Source organism: Parasphingopyxis marina (genome assembly GCF_014237875.1).
Lineage (GTDB): Bacteria > Pseudomonadota > Alphaproteobacteria > Sphingomonadales > Sphingomonadaceae > Parasphingopyxis > Parasphingopyxis marina.
The window spans coordinates 21282-37094 of record NZ_JACJVJ010000003.1 but is presented as its reverse complement, the minus strand read 5'-3'; the positions used below and the strand labels follow the sequence as shown (position 1 = coordinate 37094).

The window sequence follows — 15813 nt, the reverse complement described above, 5'->3', positions numbered from 1 at the left end:
ATTTTAACGAATCGCATTCGTCATTATCAGACATGCGGGACTCTGACTACTCTTTCCGCACCGCCCACAAGATCGGTGGACATCGGCGACCGAGCTGGGGCAGTGAGGGGAGCAGGTGATGGCAAGCGAAGGGGCAAGACCGGCCATGGCAGATACCGCTCAGTCTCGCAGGCGCGTTCAGTCTATCGAGGTCGGATTCCGGGTGCTTCGGGTTCTCAGGACAGCGAACGGACCTCTACCGTTGCGGGAAATCGCGGCACGGGCCGAAATGCCGCCCAGCAAGGCGCACCTGTATCTCGTCAGCTTCGTGCGCGAAGACATGGCCTATCAGGATATGAGCAATGGCCATTACGGCCTCGGATCCTTCGCGATCCAGCTAGGGCTGGCGGCGATTCGCCAGCTTGACGTGGTGAGCCTGGCCACGGACGTTTTGAACGACCTTCGCGACGATACCGATTGCGCGGTCTATCTATCGCTCTGGGGCGATCGCGGCCCTTGCATCGTGGCCAAGGCCGACGGGACGCTGCAGGGGGCGTTCTCTATCAGGCTTGGCTATATCCTGCCGCTCAAAACCTCAGCGACCGGCCTTGTTTATCTGGCCCATTTGCCGAAATCCGAATCGGCCAGGGCGATGAAAGCCCAAAACGCCTACGAGGCCGCCAGCAAGCGAGCGAAGGTGCCGTCCGCCAAGGAGCTGAACGCGGATATCGAGAAGACGCGCAAGGCCGGCTATGCGACTACGGTCGGCAATCTCCACCGGAATTTCGCCGGCATCGCGGTGCCGATCTTCGATTATGGCCACCAGTTGGCCGCCGCTATCACGCTGCTCGGCCCGACCGACTATGTCGTCGGCGAGCGGCAGAAAGCTTACACTACCCTGCTCGTTGAGAAAGCGCAGAACATCTCCGAACGGCTAGGCGCCGCCGCGGCCGAGGACTAGACCGCCGGTCGCATTGGTCGTCTCTTCAGACGATCGGGTTGGCAAGCAGCCCGATCTTCTCGATTTCCACTTCGATCCGATCGCCGGGCTTCATGAATACTGGAGGATCCCGCCGCAAACCCACGCCCCCCGGCGTACCGGTGAGGATCACGTCACCGGGCGAAAGCGGCGTGAAGGTGGAGATATATTCGATCAGCTGCGGAATATCGAAGATCATGTCCCCGAGATGTGCGTCCTGCATCACTTTCCCGTTGAGCCGGGAGCGAATTGCGAGCGAAGCGAGATCGTCGATTTCATCGCGTGTCACAAGCCAGGGACCAAACGAGCCCGTCGTCGGAAAATTCTTGCCCGGCGTCATCTGCGAACTGTGCTTCTGCCAGTCGCGGACGCTGATATCGTTGTAGCAGGCATAGCCGGCGACATGGCTCCATGCCGCGTCACGCGCGATCCGGCGTCCGCCGTGCCCGATCACCACCGCGAGCTCGGCCTCATAGTCGAGCTTGGTGGTTTCGGGGGGATGCTCGACCCGCGCACCATGCGCCGCCTGGCTGTCGGCGAAACGGACGAATAGGGTCGGATGGCCGCGCTCCGGATTGTTCGATTCGATGCGATGTTCGTCATAGTTGAGACCGCAGCATATGATTTTCGAGGGATCGGGGATCACCGGCAGTAGGGTTACCGCATCCATCGCCAGTGACGGCGCCGAAGCCGCCGCTTCGCGCGCCGCATCCAGCGCGTCGGCGGCCAACAGCGCCTTGAGCGACGCGATACCCGGCAGCGCCGCGCTCATATCGCGAAGGCCCTGCTCTTCGGCGATTCCCCAGCCCGGACGGCCCTGATATTCGAAACTCACAAGCTTCATGTCATTCCTCTCACGTCAGTCATTCCCGCGGACGAAGTCCGGCGCGCGCCGCCCTTGCGCCGCTGCATCCAGTCTCAGCTTCCGCGCCTCGGCCCGTTTGGCATTGTCGAGCCAGGACCGTTCATGGCCCCACAGGCTCGGCCCGTAGTCGCATTCGAACGGCTCCCAATTCTCCGGGTCGATCGACCGACCGCCCCAGCCATATTCGATCATGAAGCCGGAGGGCGACCGGGCGTAGAAGGAGGTCATGAAGTCGTTGCTATGGCGGCCTAGGGTCACGCCAACCCGGCCGTCCTCAAGCTGCGCAAGATCATAGGCCTGGCCGACATCGTCGAGCGAATTGAGCTCGACCATCAGGTGATGGAATCCGTCCTCGCCCGTCTCGACCACGGCGAAACTGTGGTGGCGGCTATTGAGATGGAAGAAATAGGCCCCGAACGGACGCAACGCGTAATCGCTGAGACGAAAGCCCAGAAGATCGGTGTAGAAGGGCAAGATCGCATCGACAGACCGCACGGTCAGGACGGCATGACCGAGCCCCAGCGGCCCAGTTCGAAAACCGCTTATCGCACGAGACGGCGCGAAGGGTTCCGCTGCGTCGGCGGCATCGTGAAAGAATTCGAGCCGGTTGCCTACGGGATCATGCGCCACGGCAAGCCCGGCGACGCGGCGCTGTTCGGCGAGCTCGGCGCTGCCTGGTGTCACCTCATGCCCCGCGTCTGAAAGCCGGGTCGCGAGACCGGCCAGCGCGTCGCCATCGGCAACCTCCCAGCCCATCACCTGCACCCGCTCCCCCTCGCCGCTTTCCACGAACAGTCGCTGAGACCGGCCGTCGGTACGTAGCGCCAGGACGCGGGCGTCTCGCGCGCCAATCTGCATCCCGAGCAAGTCCGTCGCGAAGCTCGCCCATTCGTCGAGCTGCGTCGTCGTCACACCGACATAGCCGAGAGAGAGAAGGGGTGATCTGGCCTGCATAGAATCCGCTATTGTTGAACAATCTCCGATACTACCATTTTTCTCGGCAGCTTCTAGAGTAAAATCTCATAATATGAGATAATGCCGAAAAATCACCCCTTCAGGAGCCGCAATGTCTAGCCTCTCGAAAATGCTCGGTCTGCTGGATCTCTTTTCGCCGGACCAGCCTTCGATCACGCCGGACGTGGTGCAGGAGGCTTTCGGCCTCACCCGCGCGACCGCCTATCGCTATCTGAAAGCACTCTGCGACGCCGGGCTACTCACCCGGTTCGGCGGCGCCTATCGGCTGGGGCCGCGCGCCATCGAACTCGACTATCTGATCCGCTCCTCGGATCCCCTGCTCGATGCCGGCGAGCACATCATGGCCGAAATCGGCGCGGCGCGGCATTGCGACCTGCAACTGATCGGGCTGTCCGGCAATCGCATCCTCGTGCTGAACCACGCCAGCCACGATCCCGGCATTACCGTCAGCTATGGGCGGGGCCGGACCATGCCGATGATGAAAGGCGCAGGCGGCCGCGTCGTACTGGCGCAGCTCCCATCAGCCCGGCAAAAGGCGCTTGTCGCAGCAGCCGAAGGTATCACGCCGTCGCGGCTCGATCCGGACATATGGGAAAAGCGGCGTGCAGAGCTTTCGGCCATCCGCCGAAAGGGCTTCGACATATCTCGCGGCGAATTGGACCATGGCAGTGTGGGGATCGCGGTGCCCGTTCCGTCGGAAGTCAATGAAGACCCTGCCGCGCTGGCGATGATCGTCCCGAAAAAGCGGTTCGATCGTTCGGACGAGGGGGAGATAGTGGCGCTGCTGCACACCGTCGCTGGCCGGATAGCGTCCGCGCGAGACCGGGAATTCGGCGCTGCGGAGCCGGCACCCCTTCCGAAATTATCGTTGCAGGACGATCAACTGATCGGCCTCCCGGCAAGCCTTGCAGGCGCAACGCCAGACCAACAGCGGGTCGTCGACAAGATCACGGCCGGGCCCCGCGGCTCCGTGCCGAGCCCCTTTCTCGCCATGCTGGACGCTCCGCAACTGACCGAGACGATCCAGGAGGTCGGGGCCGCACTCCGTTATTCCTCGGCGCTGCCGGACGATCTGCGGGAAATCGCGATCCTCACAACGGCGGGCGCGGTCGAATGTGGTTATGAATGGAATTACCATGCCTCAATCGCGACGGCGGCTGGAGTCGTGGATACTATATTGCAGGCGACCCGACCGGGCGCGCTATGCCAGAACGCCGACGAACCTGCGGCAACGGTGATCGAGCTGTGCCAGGCCGTTGTCGATACCGGCGAAGCGCCGCCCCATTTGCTGGGCCCAGCGGTCGACCGGCTGGGCCGCCGCGAGGCGACCGAGATCGTCGCCATCGCCGGCTATTATGCGCTGCTCGCCAGTTTCATCAAATCGGCAGGTTTCGACGAGCCCTTCGCGGCGGGATCCTGACTCCTGCCGCGCCAAATCCGCGCCGCTGCTATTCGGCCTTTTCGGTGGGATTGTTGGCGACGGGGGCCATGGGGTCGTCGGCGACGACGGCGAGGCCGCCGCCCCGGTCGGAGCGAGTGTTGACGAAGGTGCCGGCATCCTTCTTGCGCAGGCCGAACGAGCGGACCTCGGCGATCTCTTCCTTGGCCGGTTCCTTGAGCGCGACCGCCGCCTTGCGCGCCAGCGCCGCCTCCACATAGGGCGCGAGCTCGGCCTGCTTCTTCGCCAGCCGCTCCTCCTCATCCGCCTTCAGTTTCGGCATCGCGGTTTCGGCAAACAGCTTGAGCGATTCGCAGATATGGTCGTGATTGGCCGGGCCCGTCTGCTGCACGAAGATGATCTGGTCGACCCCCACATCCGCATACGCCTTGCAATGCTCATATACCTGGTCGGGCGTACCGATGCCGCCATTGCCGTGATTGTCGTCGATCGAGCCTTCGGCTTTCTTGAAGTCTTCCCAGACCGTCGAATGGCCCGGTGTCGTCTTGCCGAACGCGGCATAGAAGCCCAGCGAGTAGCCGAAGAACTTGAACCCCTCCGTCCCCCGGTCGATCGCCACCTGCTCATCCTCGTTCACCGACAGCGCGGTCACGATCGCGACGTTCGGATTGACCGCATGGCCGATCGGCACGCACTCGTCCGACTTGATGATGTCGTAATATTCCTCGACCCATTTGCCCGCCTGTTCCGGCGCAGCAAAGCCGAACACCAGCGCCCCCATACCGTTCCTTGCCGCATGGAGGATCGTATCCCGCCGCGAGCAGGCCACCCATAGAGGCGGGTGCGGCTTCTGCAGCGGCTTGGGCACGATGTTGCGCGTCGGCATCGAGAAGAACTCGCCGTCATGGCCCGGATAGGGGCTCATCGTCAGCATGTTCGCGCATTGCTCGGTCGCCTCGCGCCAGGCATCCTTCTTGGTATCATAGTCGACCCCGAAGCCTTCCAGCTCCATCGCCGTACCGCTCTCCCCGGTTCCCCAGTCGACCCGGCCGCCCGACAGCAGGTCCAGGGTCGCAATCCGTTCGGCCACCCGCACCGGATGGTTGATCTTGGGCGGCATCACGCAGATGCCGTGCCCCAGCCGCATCCGCTTCGTGCGCTGCGACAGCGCCCCCAGAAATACCTCCGGCGCCGATGAGTGAGAATATTCTTCGAGAAAGTGGTGCTCCACCAGCCACGCGTAATCATAGCCGAGACGGTCCGCCAGCTCGAGCTCGCTCAGCGCATTCTGGAAGGTCTCATGATCCCCCTCCGCGCTAAACGGCGCTGGCGACTGATGCTCGTAAAATAATCCAAACTGCATGGCTGCCCCTCTCTCCTTTTTAACAGCATGGCTTATAACAGCGAAACTGACAGGAGGAAAGAGCAAGGCCAAAGCCTGCTTCCATTGCGGAAAATTCCGCCGATTGTTGAAGAACTTGGCCTGCCGGATTGCCTTGGCCGGTTATCTCGCGCCGGGACGCCGTATCGTTCCGCAAAGCCGAAATCAGCGCCAGATCAGCGCGTGGAAGCCAGGGAGAGAGCCCTGTAAATTGGCTTCCCGCACGCCTCACAGCAGATATCCTCGGTTGGTTGCGGCGCGGATGCCAACGGATGTTCATGACTGCCGCTACAGCAAGCGCAGCCGGAAGGAAGCGAATGGCGATCGAGCAAGGCGAACATCCCGTCCGTCCAGGCGGCGCCACAAAAAGGACAGACCTGCCCTTCCTCACGATCCCTTTGCAGAGCGCTCATCCGAATCGATTCGCGGTGGCAAGCTTTCGCATAACCGCCCCCTTCCCCAAATATCTTTTCATTTCCTAGCCGAGCCCTGCACGGCGAGAGATCGTGTAAATTTCGTCGTTGAACCAGAGGCCCTGATGGCGCTGCAGAACCTCGCGCGTCGCATCCAGATATTGATCGGTGGAATGGGCCCGGGCGAGCCGCCCGTCCTCGATCTGTGCCACATAGCTTGCCGCATTCCAGGCGGCGAAAAGCGTGGAACTGCCGATCGGCGTATGTTCGTCGATTTCGGTCGGCAGGGTGCGGATATCATAGCGGAACAGCGCTTCGGAATCCGCCGGGGAATGAAATTCGAAATCGCGTGCCGCCGGGCCCATTTCCGCTTTCACGGCATCCAGGATCATCGTGCCGTCATGCCGGAAGGGATCCTCGTCCGGCCAGATGCTGCGGATGATCTCCATACCCGGATCGTTGCCATGGCTATGGATGCCCATCAATTTCCCGTTCGGCCTGAGCGCTCTGGCCAGCGGCGTCACGATCCGGGAGGTTTTGAATCCCAAGGGCGCGCGGGCGCTATAAGGCTGAGAGAGCAGCACGAAATCGAAATCCGCCTGTACATAGCCGCGCTTGGGAATGATCGGCCCGAGCATGAAACCGTGATCGCGCCGATAGAGCACGAGAACGACCGGCGTCTTGTACACCGGATTGCCGCTCGAACTGCCGATACTCGCCTGCCAATGCTGCGCCAGAAAAGGTTCCAGTTCGGCAATCTGCTGCTCGAACTCACCGGCGCTGGTGCCGTCCAGGGCAACCTCGTGCCAGACCATCGCGCTGGCACCCGCAGGGGTTTCCGGCTGAAGATAAGGCGCCTCGCAATATTTCATATTGGTGAGCACCACGACAGTCGCGCTATGTTCGCGCAGGCGATCCGGAATCTTGTCCAAGGTCAGCCGGATATTTTCCATGCTGATTTCCTTAGCCACCACATAATGCGGCACCCAGGGGTGGCTGCTGTGCAAGCTCCGCAGGATTCGAGCCAGCGCGGTCCCGTCGCCGGCACCGCCGTCGAAAAGGCGAATAGCCGGCGGGGCGGGCTGGGTTTTTGCCAGCTCCTGCACTGCGCGATCGGCGATGATCTGCTTTTCCGTCGTCGTGTTGACGAACATCAGATATTTCTGGCGATTGTCGTAGAAGCGAAAATTATGCTCGGGCCGCGGGGCGGACCGCAGTCCCTTGATGCCGGAACGTAGCGCCGAGGCCGAAGCGCCGTCCTGTTCCTCGATAAAGCGATGCACACGCTCGACCGTCTGGACGGTGACGCGTCCACCCTGCTGTAGCCGGGAAACGAGCTTGCCGTCGTTGACCGCAAGCCGACCGAATGTCGACTGTGCCATTTTCATACGGCGGCAGGCATGTTCGATCTGCTCTAGGAGAACCTGGGTGTCATCCATCTGTTTCGACTTCCCTGTCCCGGCCGCAACGCGCAAAAAATCGCCAATCAGGGATACTGCCTAGCGAGGCGCGATTGTACAATCTCGCCGTCCTATCCCTTTGCGCGCGTATAGCGCCCGTCGAGATAGATCAGCGGATCGGCATCGCCATGTGTATACACCTCCCGAACCGCACCGATCACGATGGCATGCGTACCATATTCCATATGGGTTTCATGATCGCAGAGGAAGCTGGCCTGCGCATCCCGGAGATAGGGCGTTCCGCAGGCGCCCGAATCCCAGCGACCCTCGCGAAAACGAGCCTCGCCTTTCACGGCACCGCTGCAGGCCTGGGATATGGCAAGCTGATCCGCATGAAGAATGTTCACGCAGAAATTCGCCCCGGCCATGAGCGGTTCGAACATGCTCGCCGAACGGTTGACGCAGACGAGCAGCGAGGGCGGTTCCATGCTGAGTTCGCTGACGGCCGTCGCGGTCATCGCCCAGCGTCTTTCCGCATGCCAGCAGGTGACGACCACGACTGCCTTGCCCAGCCTGCGCAGCCCGAAGCGCATGGCGTCCGCCAGGCTCTGTCCTATCTGCGGCACGGCTCGCAATTCCGCCATTCCCTGTCCGCCTTTCTCCATATGGCGGCCTCCGGCCACCCTTCTTTTGTGTTTGATAATGTTGTATAGCGTTTGATATGTCCAGCCGTTATTGGGCCATGCAGGGGATCCCGAGCGTCGGAATTGTCATCCTTTATGGATGACAAGCCTTGGGTTTTGCTCTTGGTATCCCGAAGCGAAGGAGAGCAAGATGACGGACGCGAAACCGCTGAACGGCCTGTATCATTTCGCCTATCCCTGCCGCGACGCAGAGGAAACGCGCCATTTCTACGAAGACATATTGGGGCTTCCGCTGGTCAACTGCATGCTCTCCGAACGCGTGCCCAGCACGGGTGAGGAGACGCCCTATGTCCATTTCTTCTTCGAGATGAAGAATGGCTCCTACATCGCCTTTTTCGATCTCGGCGGAGACGATATGCCGGAGCCTTCGCCCAACACGCCGGACTGGGTCCAGCATTTCGCGATCGAGACCGATTCCGTCGAAAATGTGGAAGCGATGCGCAAGCGGCTTGCCGAACATGGCGTCGAGACGACCCCGATGGTCGATCACGGCTTTGTCCGCTCGGTCTATTTCTTCGATCCCAACGGCCTGAGGCTGGAAATCGGTGCGCGCACCGAGGAACCCGGATTTCTTGAAAAGGCTGCAAGCGAAGCGCATGACACGCTGAAAATCTGGAACGCGCGCAAGCGCGCGGCGACCTCCGGCTAGAGCGCCATTGCGACCGACTTGGTCTCGGTATAGGCTTCGATACCCTCGCGGCCGTTTTCTCGACCCCAGCCCGATTGCTTAAAGCCGCCGAACGGCAGTGCCGGATCGAGCCCGCCGCCATTCACTCGCACGGTCCCGGCCTTTAGCTTCTTCGCTAGCTTGTGCGCGGCGGACAGATTGTTGGTCCACAGCACCGCGCCGAGGCCGTAATTGCTATCATTCGCTTCGGCGGCGATCCTATCCAGATCGTCGTCACCGAACGCCATGACGCAGAGCACCGGCCCGAATATCTCCTCGCGCCGCACGGCCATCGAGGCATCGGTATCGGTCAGCACGGTGGGCGGAACGAAATAGCCCGTACCGTCCATCTCACCGCCGCCGGCGCGCAAGGTCGCGCCCTCGTCCACGCCGCCACGGATATAGTCCCGCACCCGATCGCGCTGCGCGCCCGATATAACCGGCCCCATCTGGGTATTCGTATCGAGGCCCGAGCCGAGCTTCAACGATGCGGCTATCTCGGCAACGCCATCGACCACGGCGTCGAAATTGCTGCGATGGACGAACAGGCGCGAACCGGCATTGCAGACCTGCCCGGCATTGGTGAAGATTGATCGCGCCGCTCCCTGGATGGCGCTGGCAATGTCGGCATCGGGCAGGACGATCACCGGAGTCTTGCCGCCCAGCTCGAGCGTCACCCGTTTGAAGTTGCCGGCCGCGGCCTTGAGGATATGCCGGCCCACTTCGGTCGAGCCGGTGAAGGTAACCTTGTCGACGCCGTCATGCTCGGTCAGCGCCGCGCCGGCGGTTTCCCCAAAGCCCGTCAGCAGGTTGAAGGCGCCGTCGGGAAAGCCGATTTCCGCGATCAGATGCGCCAATCGCAACGCGGTAAGCGGGGTTTCTTCAGCGGGCTTGAGAATAACCGCGCACCCCGCGGCAAGCGCGGGGGCGATCTTGGCTACGGCCATCATGATCGGTGCGTTCCAGGGCACGATCTGGGCAACGACCCCCACCGGCTCGCGCAACGTATAGGCATGCCAGGTGCCCGGCCCGGACAGCGAAATCGTCTCGCCGTTGAGCTTGGTCGCCCACCCCGCATAGTAACGGAGCATTTCGGTCGCATAGGGGATGTCGAAATTCCGAGCATCGCCGACGGGCTTGCCGTTATCCAGCGTTTCCAGCACCGCAAACTCGTCAGCATATTCTTCCAGCGCATCGGCCAGCCGGTTGAGCAAACGGGCGCGAGCGGACGGCTTCATGTCGAGCCATGCGGGATCGTCCATCGCCCCGCGCGCGGCGCGGACCGCTGCGTCGACATCCGCTGCCCCGGCCTTGGCGACATCCGCCAGATGGCCGCCGGTAGCCGGATCATAGGTCGCGAAGCTTTCGCCGCCCTGCGCATCCACCCATTGCCCGCCGATGAAAAGCCGATGCTTGCCGGCCGCAAAGGCGCGCGCCTCCTTCAGTGAAGGGATTTCCGCCGCTTGTGCCGTTGCCATGCCTGTCATGTCCAATCCTTTCGCGATGCCGCTTGCACCATATTCGCTGCCGAGCCTATAGCGCCTTGCGTTAGCTCTTGTCGAATGCTGTTCGCCATGGGAAAACGCAAATCGATTGGGCGAGAAGCATGGAACTTACATTTACCGAAGGCGAGCGTCGCTTCCGCGCGGAGGTGCGCGAATATCTTCTTTCGAACATCTCCGAGAATATTCGCCAGTCGGTGTATGAGGAACGGCCCTTGCCGCGCGAATGGCAGGTCGAATCCCAGCAGATACTGAACCGGGCGGGATATGCGGTCCCGCATTGGCCGGTCGAATGGGGCGGCCGTGACTGGTCCGCGGTCAAGCGGACAATATTGGTACAGGAAATCGATCAGAATTCGGTTCCCAGGCCCTTGCCGTTCAACGCCGCGCTGGTCGGCCCGGTCGTCGCCGCCTTTGGCACCGAGGAGCAGAAGCGCCGCTTTCTTGCGCCGGTCGCCAATCTCGACATGTGGTTTTGCCAAGGCTTTTCCGAACCCAATGCGGGCTCGGACCTAGCCTCGCTCAAAACTTCCGCGGTGCGGGAAGGCGCTCACTACCAGGTCAACGGGCAGAAGATCTGGACGACCGCCGCGCATAAGGCAGATTGGATCTTCTGTCTCGTCCGCACCGCGCAATGCGAACGGAAACAGCAGGGCATATCCTTTCTGCTGATCGACCTTGCCACGCCGGGCATAACCATCCGCCCCATCCCCACCATCGATGGCTTTCATCACGTCAACGAAGTTTATTTCGACGATGTGCGGGTTCCGGCGGAAAATCTCGTCGGCGAAGAAGGCCGCGGCTGGGATTACGCGAAATATCTGCTGGGCCAGGAACGAACCTCTTTGGGCAATATCGGCTTTTCCCAACGGCGCCTGGATCGCGTCCGCGCCCTGGCCAAGGCGCGGCGGGGCGAGGCCGGGCCGTTGATCGACGACCCTGACTTTCGCCGGCGGCTAAGCTGGGCCGAAATCGAGCTGAAAGCGCTGGAGATCACGCAGATGCGGGTCGTCGCCAGCGCCGGCAACCCCGCGGGAGGCGCCGATCCGAAAACCTCGATCCTCAAGATCAAGGGGAGCGAGATCCTACAGGATGCAGCCGAGCTTCTACTCGATACGTTGGGCCCCGAAGCTCTGACGGCCGGCTTTGCCGATTCTCTGGCGAGCGACGATTCGCAGGGTCTGGATGCGCATTCCTCGGTCCTCTCGGCCTATTTCACGTCGCGCAAATATTCCATTTTCGGAGGATCCAACGAGATCCAGCGCAACATTTTGGCCAAGGCCGTGCTCGGCTTGGGGAGCAAAAGATGAATTTCGATCTCAGTGAAGAGCAGCGGATGCTCGCTGATGCCGTGGGAAAATTGTTCGAGGCGCAAGCCGAGGATGCCAACGTCGATTCCCACAAACTCTGGAACGGCTATCTGGAGCTCGGACTGCTCGGTTTACCCTTTGCCGAAGAGCAAGGCGGGTTCGGTGGCGGCCAAGAAGAAATCATGCTGGTCATGGAAGCCTATGGCCGCACCCTGGGAACGGCACCCTATCTCCAGTCGGTCCTTATGGCGGGCCGACTGTTGGCGCTTGTCGACGGCGGCACCGCATCCGATGCCCTATCCGGCCTTCTCGACGGCAGTCAAAAATATGCGCTTTGCCTTTTCGAGCCGGACACGCGCTATCGCTGGCACGAGCCCGGGACGAAGGCAGAGCGGTCGGATGCCGGTTGGACGCTGAGCGGAGAGAAGCGAGCGGTCTTGAACGCCGAGACCGATACCCATTTGATCTGTCCGGCCACGACGCCGGAGGGCTTCGGACTGTTCCTGATTCCGCCTGGAGCATCCGGCCTCTCGTTGCGCGAACGGCCTACCCCGGACGGGCGCATCGCTGCTGATATCGTGCTAGACGGTGTGGAGATTGCGGAGGCCGCCGCGATCGGCGATCCCGCCAACAATGGCGCACTGGTCGCTAAAATCGTCGATGGGGCCATCCTCGCTTGCTGCAGCGAGGCGATCGGCGCGATGGAAAAACTGCTCGCCCTTACCGTAGAATATCTAGGCACACGCAACCAGTTCGGCGCGCCGATAGGATCGTTCCAGGTCCTTCAGCATCGCGCCGCCGACATGCTGATCGCGCTGGAACAGACGCGATCCATGACGATCCATGCAATCTCGATGATGGATGCCCCGCCCACGCAACGGCATGTCGCAGTGGCCGCGGCCAAGGCGCTGACCAATCGCGCGTCGCGCTTTGTCGGCAGTCAGGCCATCCAGCTGCATGGCGGCATGGGATTGGCGAGCGAATATCCGGCAGGCCGCTATTTTCAGCGGCTAACGGTGCTGGAGAATATGTTCGGGGACAGCAACCATCATCTAACCGAGATGGAAAAGGGCGGCGGGCTCGCCGCCGCCCTCTGATTCCATAGAACCGTCCTAATCGCGTTCGTAGTTTCCAAGGCCGGGTTTGAACGTCTTCTCGTCGAGAAACTGCGTCAAACCCTTGTCCCGACCCTTTTCCGTGTCGACGAAAGTCGTCTGGTCGCCCTTGGCGGTCAGATATTCGGCCGCCTGCTCCCAGTTCATTTCCCGAGCATATTTATAAGCCATGCGGGCTTGGCGCAGCACCGTCGGGTTCTTTTCCAGCAGGTTTTTCGCCAGTTCGCGCGTCCGGTCCTTGAGCTCTTCAGCTGGCACTGCCTGGTTGACCAGGCCGACTTCGGCAGCCCGCGTCCCATCAAATTTTTCGCCGGTCATGACATAATAAAGCGCTTCGCGGTCGCCCATCAGCGTCGAGATCGCCTTGGAGACCACGCCGCCGGGAATGATCCCCCAGTTGATTTCCGATAGACCGAACACCGCGTCCTTGTCGGCGATGGCAAGATCGCAGCAGATCAACGGCGTGAACGCACCGCCGAAACACCAGCCATTGACCATCGCGATCGTCGGCTTGGCGTAGTGCATCAATGTCCGCCACTGCCAGGCGCGGGTTTCGCGATAGGCGCGATGACGCTCGACATCGGTGATGGCATCGGTCGTGCGGAAAAAACCTTGGAGATCCATGCCGGCGGAGAAAGCCTCGCCCGCGCCGGTCAGCACGATAACGCCGCAGCGATCGTCGATCTCCAGCGCATCGAGCACGACATTCATTTCGCGGGCGAGATCGACGCTCATCGCGTTCCGTTTTTCCGGCCGGTTCAGATATACCCAGGCGATACCGTCCTCGAATTCGACGAGCACGTCATTGCCGCCGGGCACGGCTTTCTCTCCGGTATTTTTCACAGTGCTATTCATTTCAACTTTTCCTCTTCACGTGTCTTGTTCGTCGTTCCGTGGCGGAGCCGCGACGGTTACGATTAGCGCATCAAGCGCCACGGCGCCTTCGCCGTCCGCGCCTACCATCAACGGATTGACGTCGATTTCCTCGACGCCGAGCCCGGCGCGCATCGCAGCGCCGATCTTCACCACGGCATCGGCGACGGCGCCAACATCGCGGGCCGGGCGGCCGCGAAACTCTTCGAGCAGCTTGGCGCCGCGCAGCTGGCGGATGCGATCCACCGCGCGGGCATGCGAGATATCGGCGGGCAGAAGCAGCGTCGCGTCGAGCGCCTCGGTCAGCACGCCGCCCAGTCCGACCAGCACCGTCGGCCCCCATTCGGGATGGTGACGGGCGCCGACAATCATCTCGAGGCCCGGCCCGGACATCTGCTCCACCAGCACGCCGTCAATCGATGCCGATCCGAGATTGCTCATCAGCTTTTTCCAACCGTCGCGCAGTTGACCCTCGTCGGCGATACCGAGAATCACGCCGCCGATATCGCTCTTGTGCGAAAGCGCCGCGGCCTGCGCCTTCAGCACCAGCGGAAAACCGATCTTCGCGGCGATGGTCAGCGCCTTCTCGAGCGATCCCGCGAGATCGCCTTGGGGCGTCGCGATGCCAAGTTCGCGGAGAAAGGCCTTGCCCTGATATTCGGGTTTGACGCCCGGCTCCTGCCATCCTGAAAGCCCGGTTGCGGCCGGCGAGCGATCGTCGGCATCACGTAGCGACCGGGCGTAGCGTTCGGCCGCCCCAAAGGCGCGGATCGCGCGTTCGGGGGATCGGAAAAGCGGCGTTTCACTGTCTTGCATCGCCGCAAGGAAGTCCGGATCGAGCGGCGATTGGTCGCCGGTGATCGCCATCGCGACGGGCTTGGCACTGGCGAGCGCGACCGGGATGACGGCATCGGCTTTGGCGCGCTGCTGCGCGGGTCCGCCGCCGGCCATGGGCAGTAGCACCGCACCAACCGCCGGATCGTCCAGCATCGCCTCGCTCGTATCGCGGAAGATGTCGCCGCTGACGAAACCGGCCGTACCGACATCAAGCGGATTGTCGATCTCCATGCCCTCGGGAAGCAAGCCGGCAAGCCGCGCGCGCGTCGCTTCGGAAATTTCGGCAACCGGAACGCCCGCATCCTCGGCGGCGTCGAAGCCCATACCGCGGATCGCGCCCGAGTTGGTGACCATTGCCAACGCGCCGGGCTGCGGCGCCGGGAAACGGTGGAGCAGCGCGACGGCGTCAAACAGTTCGTCCATCGTCGGCACCATAGCCACGGCTTCATTTTCAACCGCTGTCTGCATCACGCCATAATCGCCGACCATCGAACCGGTATGCGACTGCGCCGCTTCCTGTCCGCGCTGGCTACGCCCCGGGTGCAGCATGATGATCGGAACGCCGGCCTGCCGCGCCTGGCGCGCGGCGCCGAGAAAGGCCTGGGGATCCTTGATCTGTTCGGCATAGAGCGCGATCGCATCGGCCGAGCCTTCGGCGACGAGATATTCAATGAGATCGCTCGCGCCGATAACCGCTTCGTTGCCGGTCGCGACCGACAGCGAGACGGAAATGCCCCGACCCAGCATCGCGGCACGCATGCTCGAGGCGATGGCGCCGCTCTGGGCGATAACGGCCACGCTCCGGCGATCTTCCAGTGGGCGCGGATGGACGGGCTCGAAGGTCAGCGCAGAACCGCCGGCAAAATTCACGAAGCCGAGGCAGTTCGGGCCGAGCAGTGCCATGCCCGCCTCACGGCAGGTTGCGGCGATGGCCTCCTGTGTCGCCCGGCCTTCTTCGCCGGCCTCTGCAAATCCGGACGCGAAAACCACGATGCCGCCGACATCTCGGCGCGCACAGGCCTCGACCGCTGGCAGGATCGCCGGACGCGGGATGCTGAGCACCACGGCATCGACACCGGACGGAAGATCGTCGACCGATTTCACACAGGCGCGCCCGCCAATCTCGTCGCGTGTCGGGCTGATCAGGTGGAGCGGCCCGGTAAAACCGAATCGGTCGCAATTGCCGAGAATCGTACCGCCCATCGTGGCGGGATCGGGCGAGGCCCCGGCGATCGCTATCGAAGCGGGCCGCAGCAGCCGCGCAAGCGCGGGCTTGCCCTGCGCGCTATCCTTTGAGGATTGCGCCGTCACCGGGCCGTCGACCCGTCGATCCATGATATCGTCCGGCAAATCGTCCTCTCCCGCTACCCGCTCTGCCGCGGAATTGCCTTTTGCGCTACATATCATATAGTCT

13 protein-coding genes are annotated in these 15813 nt (G+C 62.3%); 5 read left to right on the top strand and 8 right to left on the bottom strand.

Annotated features, from left to right (window positions below):
• The first annotated feature begins 145 nt into the window (after positions 1 to 145).
• A complete protein-coding gene (locus H6P80_RS14755) occupies positions 146 to 940 on the top strand; it encodes an IclR family transcriptional regulator (protein WP_185802193.1) in 795 nt (264 codons plus the stop codon).
• A gap of 25 nt (positions 941 to 965) precedes the next feature.
• Here H6P80_RS14755 and H6P80_RS14750 read toward each other — a convergent pair whose 3' ends face one another.
• Together H6P80_RS14750 and H6P80_RS14745 are read right to left on the bottom strand one after the other, a co-directional pair.
• Positions 966 to 1802 (bottom strand): fumarylacetoacetate hydrolase family protein, encoded by an 837-nt coding sequence (locus tag H6P80_RS14750; protein ID WP_185802192.1) that lies wholly within the window; start codon positions 1800 to 1802, stop codon positions 966 to 968.
• 15 nt (positions 1803 to 1817) lie between these two features.
• Positions 1818 to 2777 carry a VOC family protein gene (locus H6P80_RS14745; protein ID WP_185802191.1) on the bottom strand — a complete coding sequence of 320 codons (960 nt, stop codon included), beginning with the start codon at positions 2775 to 2777 and terminating at the stop codon, positions 1818 to 1820.
• Positions 2778 to 2889: 112 nt separating this feature from the next.
• On the opposite strand from H6P80_RS14745, the gene H6P80_RS14740 reads away from it, so the two are divergent.
• Positions 2890 to 4218, top strand: coding sequence for an IclR family transcriptional regulator domain-containing protein (locus tag H6P80_RS14740; RefSeq protein ID WP_185802190.1), 1329 nt, complete (start codon positions 2890 to 2892; stop codon positions 4216 to 4218).
• Positions 4219 to 4246: 28 nt separating this feature from the next.
• Here H6P80_RS14740 and H6P80_RS14735 read toward each other — a convergent pair whose 3' ends face one another.
• The 3 genes from H6P80_RS14735 to H6P80_RS14725 form a co-directional block, all read right to left on the bottom strand.
• On the bottom strand, positions 4247 to 5560 hold the full coding sequence (locus tag H6P80_RS14735; RefSeq protein WP_185802189.1) for an LLM class flavin-dependent oxidoreductase: 1314 nt from the start codon (positions 5558 to 5560) through the stop codon (positions 4247 to 4249).
• Positions 5561 to 6056: 496 nt separating this feature from the next.
• Positions 6057 to 7430, bottom strand: coding sequence for a hypothetical protein (locus H6P80_RS14730; RefSeq protein WP_185802188.1), 1374 nt, complete (start codon positions 7428 to 7430; stop codon positions 6057 to 6059).
• A gap of 92 nt (positions 7431 to 7522) precedes the next feature.
• Positions 7523 to 8035 carry a flavin reductase family protein gene (locus tag H6P80_RS14725; protein WP_221893047.1) on the bottom strand — a complete coding sequence of 171 codons (513 nt, stop codon included), beginning with the start codon at positions 8033 to 8035 and terminating at the stop codon, positions 7523 to 7525.
• Positions 8036 to 8225: 190 nt separating this feature from the next.
• On the opposite strand from H6P80_RS14725, the gene H6P80_RS14720 reads away from it, so the two are divergent.
• Positions 8226 to 8744 (top strand): VOC family protein, encoded by a 519-nt coding sequence (locus H6P80_RS14720; RefSeq protein WP_185802187.1) that lies wholly within the window; start codon positions 8226 to 8228, stop codon positions 8742 to 8744.
• On the opposite strand, the gene H6P80_RS14715 is transcribed toward H6P80_RS14720, so the two are convergent.
• Positions 8741 to 10249 (bottom strand): aldehyde dehydrogenase family protein, encoded by a 1509-nt coding sequence (locus tag H6P80_RS14715; protein WP_185802186.1) that lies wholly within the window; start codon positions 10247 to 10249, stop codon positions 8741 to 8743. The genes H6P80_RS14720 and H6P80_RS14715 overlap by 4 nt on opposite strands.
• A gap of 119 nt (positions 10250 to 10368) precedes the next feature.
• Between H6P80_RS14715 and H6P80_RS14710 the strand changes: the two genes are divergently transcribed.
• Together H6P80_RS14710 and H6P80_RS14705 are read left to right on the top strand one after the other, a co-directional pair.
• A complete protein-coding gene (locus H6P80_RS14710; RefSeq protein ID WP_185802185.1) occupies positions 10369 to 11574 on the top strand; it encodes an acyl-CoA dehydrogenase family protein in 1206 nt (401 codons plus the stop codon).
• Positions 11571 to 12671, top strand: a complete 1101-nt coding sequence (locus H6P80_RS14705) for an acyl-CoA dehydrogenase (protein WP_185802184.1) — start codon at positions 11571 to 11573, stop codon at positions 12669 to 12671. Before H6P80_RS14710 ends, H6P80_RS14705 begins: the two co-directional genes overlap by 4 nt.
• 15 nt (positions 12672 to 12686) lie before the next feature.
• Here the strand turns inward: H6P80_RS14705 and H6P80_RS14700 are convergent, their stop codons facing one another.
• Together H6P80_RS14700 and H6P80_RS14695 are read right to left on the bottom strand one after the other, a co-directional pair.
• Positions 12687 to 13544 (bottom strand): p-hydroxycinnamoyl CoA hydratase/lyase, encoded by an 858-nt coding sequence (locus H6P80_RS14700; protein WP_185802183.1) that lies wholly within the window; start codon positions 13542 to 13544, stop codon positions 12687 to 12689.
• A gap of 15 nt (positions 13545 to 13559) precedes the next feature.
• The gene (locus H6P80_RS14695) at positions 13560 to 15734 is read right to left on the bottom strand and encodes an acetate--CoA ligase family protein (protein ID WP_185802487.1); all 2175 of its coding nucleotides are present in this window, start codon (positions 15732 to 15734) and stop codon (positions 13560 to 13562) included.
• Positions 15735 to 15813: the final 79 nt, after the last annotated feature.

What these genes read in the sequence shown, in the direction of transcription:
- H6P80_RS14755 (WP_185802193.1), top strand. Translation starts at nt 146, where the DNA reads ATGGCAGATACCGCTCAGTCTCGCAGGCGCGTTCAGTCTATCGAGGTC.
- H6P80_RS14750 (WP_185802192.1), bottom strand. Translation starts at nt 1,802, where the DNA reads ATGAAGCTTGTGAGTTTCGAATATCAGGGCCGTCCGGGCTGGGGAATC.
- H6P80_RS14745 (WP_185802191.1), bottom strand. Translation starts at nt 2,777, where the DNA reads ATGCAGGCCAGATCACCCCTTCTCTCTCTCGGCTATGTCGGTGTGACG.
- H6P80_RS14740 (WP_185802190.1), top strand. Translation starts at nt 2,890, where the DNA reads ATGTCTAGCCTCTCGAAAATGCTCGGTCTGCTGGATCTCTTTTCGCCG.
- H6P80_RS14735 (WP_185802189.1), bottom strand. Translation starts at nt 5,560, where the DNA reads ATGCAGTTTGGATTATTTTACGAGCATCAGTCGCCAGCGCCGTTTAGC.
- H6P80_RS14730 (WP_185802188.1), bottom strand. Translation starts at nt 7,430, where the DNA reads ATGGATGACACCCAGGTTCTCCTAGAGCAGATCGAACATGCCTGCCGC.
- H6P80_RS14725 (WP_221893047.1), bottom strand. Translation starts at nt 8,035, where the DNA reads ATGGCGGAATTGCGAGCCGTGCCGCAGATAGGACAGAGCCTGGCGGAC.
- H6P80_RS14720 (WP_185802187.1), top strand. Translation starts at nt 8,226, where the DNA reads ATGACGGACGCGAAACCGCTGAACGGCCTGTATCATTTCGCCTATCCC.
- H6P80_RS14715 (WP_185802186.1), bottom strand. Translation starts at nt 10,249, where the DNA reads ATGACAGGCATGGCAACGGCACAAGCGGCGGAAATCCCTTCACTGAAG.
- H6P80_RS14710 (WP_185802185.1), top strand. Translation starts at nt 10,369, where the DNA reads ATGGAACTTACATTTACCGAAGGCGAGCGTCGCTTCCGCGCGGAGGTG.
- H6P80_RS14705 (WP_185802184.1), top strand. Translation starts at nt 11,571, where the DNA reads ATGAATTTCGATCTCAGTGAAGAGCAGCGGATGCTCGCTGATGCCGTG.
- H6P80_RS14700 (WP_185802183.1), bottom strand. Translation starts at nt 13,544, where the DNA reads ATGAATAGCACTGTGAAAAATACCGGAGAGAAAGCCGTGCCCGGCGGC.
- H6P80_RS14695 (WP_185802487.1), bottom strand. Translation starts at nt 15,734, where the DNA reads ATGGATCGACGGGTCGACGGCCCGGTGACGGCGCAATCCTCAAAGGAT.